This window comes from Streptobacillus ratti, from assembly GCF_001891165.1.
Lineage (GTDB): Bacteria > Fusobacteriota > Fusobacteriia > Fusobacteriales > Leptotrichiaceae > Streptobacillus > Streptobacillus ratti.
Window position 1 is genome coordinate 1 of sequence record NZ_LKKW01000054.1, and the last position, 3657, is coordinate 3657.

At 27.0% G+C, this 3657-nt stretch carries 5 protein-coding genes; all 5 read left to right on the forward strand.

The genetic code is table 11. The features are described 5' to 3' along the window. Nucleotides 1–99: 99 nt before the first annotated feature. Genes pdxS through yaaA form a run of 5 tightly spaced genes read left to right on the forward strand, consistent with a single transcriptional unit; the run spans nt 100 to nt 3276 of the window. Nucleotides 100–975: a pyridoxal 5'-phosphate synthase lyase subunit PdxS gene (gene pdxS / locus BT993_RS06635; protein WP_012858975.1), complete on the forward strand. Its 876-nt coding sequence runs from the start codon at nt 100–102 to the stop codon at nt 973–975. Between the two features lie 2 nt (nt 976–977). Further along, nucleotides 978–1556 (forward strand): pyridoxal 5'-phosphate synthase glutaminase subunit PdxT, encoded by a 579-nt coding sequence (pdxT, locus tag BT993_RS06640; protein WP_072593786.1) that lies wholly within the window; start codon nt 978–980, stop codon nt 1554–1556. Beyond that, nucleotides 1543–1995 carry a GNAT family N-acetyltransferase gene (locus BT993_RS06645; protein WP_072593787.1) on the forward strand — a complete coding sequence of 151 codons (453 nt, stop codon included), beginning with the start codon at nt 1543–1545 and terminating at the stop codon, nt 1993–1995. The genes pdxT and BT993_RS06645 overlap by 14 nt, the downstream gene beginning before the upstream one ends. Next, on the forward strand, nt 1976–2584 hold the full coding sequence (locus tag BT993_RS06650; RefSeq protein ID WP_083557420.1) for a class I SAM-dependent methyltransferase: 609 nt from the start codon (nt 1976–1978) through the stop codon (nt 2582–2584). The genes BT993_RS06645 and BT993_RS06650 overlap by 20 nt, the downstream gene beginning before the upstream one ends. Then, entirely contained in the window at nt 2581–3276 is a 696-nt protein-coding gene (gene yaaA / locus BT993_RS06655; RefSeq protein WP_072593789.1) for a peroxide stress protein YaaA, read from the forward strand. The genes BT993_RS06650 and yaaA overlap by 4 nt, the downstream gene beginning before the upstream one ends. Nucleotides 3277–3657: the final 381 nt, after the last annotated feature.

Genomic DNA, 3657 nt, shown 5'->3' on the forward strand with positions numbered 1-3657 from the left:
TAAGAAAGATTGTTGGTAAATTTTAATGTTGATATGAGTTGTTAAAATATGTATAATTATGATATAATTAGAAAAAATAGATTTAAGGGAGAAATAAATATGGAAGATAACAGATATGAATTAAATAAGAATTTAGCACAAATGTTAAAAGGTGGAGTAATAATGGACGTTTCTACACCAGAACAAGCTATAATAGCTGAAAGAGCTGGTGCATGTGCAGTTATGGCACTTGAAAGAATACCTGCTGATATTAGAGCAGTTGGTGGAGTTGCAAGAATGAGCGACCCTGCTATGATTAAAAGTATACAAGAAGTTGTAAGTATACCTGTAATGGCAAAAGCAAGAATAGGACATTTTGTTGAGGCACAAATATTAGAAGCTATAGAAATAGACTATATTGATGAATCTGAGGTTTTAACACCAGCTGATGATGTATTACATATTAATAAAAGAGATTTTAAAGTTCCTTTTGTATGTGGTGCTAAAGATTTAGGAGAAGCTTTAAGAAGAATTAATGAGGGAGCTTCTATGATAAGAACTAAAGGAGAACCTGGAACTGGAGATATAGTTCAAGCAGTAAGACATATGAGAGCTATGCAAAATGAAATTAGAAGAATATCATCATTAGATGAAAGAGAATTATATAATGTTGCAAAAGAATTGCAAGTTCCATATGACTTATTAAAATATGTATATGATAATAAGAAATTACCAGTAGTTAATTTTGCTGCAGGTGGAGTTGCTACTCCAGCAGATGCTGCATTAATGATGCAACTTGGAGCTGAGGGAGTATTTGTTGGTTCTGGAATATTTAAATCAGGAGATCCAGAGGCAAGAGCAAGAGCTATAGTTAAAGCAGTAACTAACTATAATGACCCTAAAGTACTTGCAGAAGTTTCTTCTAATTTAGGAGAAGCAATGGTAGGTATAAATGAGTCTGAAATTAAAATATTAATGGCAGAAAGAGGTAAATAGTAATGTTAATTGGAATTTTAGCATTGCAAGGAGCTTTTATTGAACATAAGGAAGTTTTAGATAAACTTGGTATAGATAGTTTTGAAATAAGACAAAAAAAAGATGTGTTAAGAAATTTTGATGCTTTAATTTTACCGGGTGGAGAAAGCCCTGTAATGGGAAAATTATTAAGAGAACTTGATATATATGAAGAATTGAAAAATAAGATAGAAAATGGTATGCCAGTATTTGGAACTTGTGCTGGAATGATATTGTTGGCTAAAGATATAGCTAATGATGATAAAAGACATTTTGCACTTATGAATATTACAGTTAAAAGAAATGCTTATGGGAGACAATTAGGTTCATTTAAATCATATGAAAAATTTGGAAATATTAATAATTTTCCTATGGTCTTTATTAGAGCACCTTATGCAGTAAATGTAGGAAATGATACCGAGATATTAGCAGTAGTAGATGAAAAAATAGTTGCAGTAAGAGAAAAAAATATGTTGGTTACAGCATTTCACCCAGAATTGACAGAAGATACTAGAATACATGAATATTTTATAGAAATGGTAAAAGAAAATGGTAGAGTTTAAATTATTAGATCCAATAAAAGATGAAGATATACTTTATTCTATTGTAAAGTTAGAAGACATAGTATTTGAGGGGGCATCTATTGGTAACTATAACATTAAACCTATGGCTAAATATGGTAGAGTATATGCTTTGTTAAAAGGTAAAGAAATAATTTCTGTAATAGAGGTTATGTCATCATTTGATAGAGAAATAGCATATATTTATGGGTTGTTTACTAATACTAAATATCAAAATCAAGGTATGGGACATAAAATATTGTCTTTAGTACTAGAAGAATTGAAAAAAATAGGAATAAAAAAAGTACAATTAACTACAGGTATTGATAATATACGAGCAAATAAATTATACTTAGATTTTAATTTCTATATTAAAGAATTACTTGAAGATGAGTATAAGGACGGAGAAAAAAGATATCTTTATGAAACATTATTATACTAATAACACGGATTTAAAAACAAATAGAAAAGAAATAGAAATAGAATTTTTAGGAAAAAAGTATACTTTCATTACAGATGTAGGTGTATTTTCTAAAAATAGGTTAGATTTTGGAACAGATGTAATGTTAAAAGAATTTATTAATAATAATAAAAAAGAAAAATTTAAATTACTTGATATAGGTTGTGGCTATGGAACAGTAACTTTGTTATTATCTAAATTCTACAAACATAGTGAGTTTACATTAACTGATGTGAATGATAGAGCTTTGGAATTAGCTGATATAAATTGTAAGAATAATAAGGTTAATAATTATGAAGTATACAAGTCTAATTCTTTTGAAAATATTCATGAAAATTTTGATATAATAATATCAAATCCACCTATAAGGGCTGGTAAAAATATATTATTTGATATATACGAAAATTCATATAACCATTTGAATGTAGACGGTGATTTTTATTGTGTAATTCAAACAAAACATGGAGCTAAAAGTACAGAAAAGAAATTACTAGAAGTATTTGGAAATTGTAAAACTTTAGGGATACATTCAGGTTATAGGGTATATTTTTGTAAGAAAGTGAAATTATGAAAATATTAATACCAACATCAAAACAAATGAGAGAAAGAGAAGAAGTTTTAAAAAAGGGTATAGGAGAAAATACTGAAAAAGTATTAGAAGAAATACTTAAAATTGATGACTTATCTAAATTTTTTAAAATTAAAAAAGAACAGGCTGAAATTGAAAGAAAAAGATTTATTGATATTAAAAATAGGGTGGCAAAAGAATACACGGCTATAAATTTATTTGATGGTTTGATGTATAGAAATATTAAAAGAGAAAATCTTAATAAACAAGAAATGGAATATTTAAATAATATATATATTACATCATCTTTTTATGGAATAATAAATGCCTTAGATAATATTTCCTTACATAGATTAGATTTTTCAAATAATCTTTGTATTAATAAAATGAGTTTAAAAAAATTTTGGCAAAAATATTATGATGAAATTGTAGAGAAAGATGATGTAGTTATCTCGTTATTATCAAGTGAATTTGAAGGTGTTTTTAGTAAAGAAATAAGAGAAAAAATGTATAAAATAATTTTTAAAAAAAAAGATAAAATACATTCAACTATATCTAAGAAAGCAAGAGGACAATTTTTAACGGCTTTAATGGAAAATAATATTAAGAGTATAGAAGAAATACGGGCATTAAAATTTTGTGGATATGAGCTTAAAGAAGAGAATGATAAAACTTTAATTTTTAAGAAAAAATAATAAAAAAAATAAAAAAGACTTGCAATTAAATAAAAAATAGGGTATAATACTCTTGACTAACATAGCGTTAGTCAACCTCAATTAACCCCCCCTTTGAGTCGCCCGGCAGGGCGACTCATTTTTTATCCCTAAACTATATCCGAAGATAATAAAAATAGCTAGTTATAGCAATATAATTTGCAAATAAGCTATATTGACAAAAAAATATAAATAAGGTATAATATTCAATGAATATACAAGGTAAAGAAAAACTAGGAGGATAAAGTAATGAAGAAAATCTTATTAGGAATTACGGCTTTAAGTTCGATTGCGTCTTTTGGTGCTAAGTATGAACATTTACACGGATATTTAGAATTAGAGGGAAGTGTTTCTACTACAAAA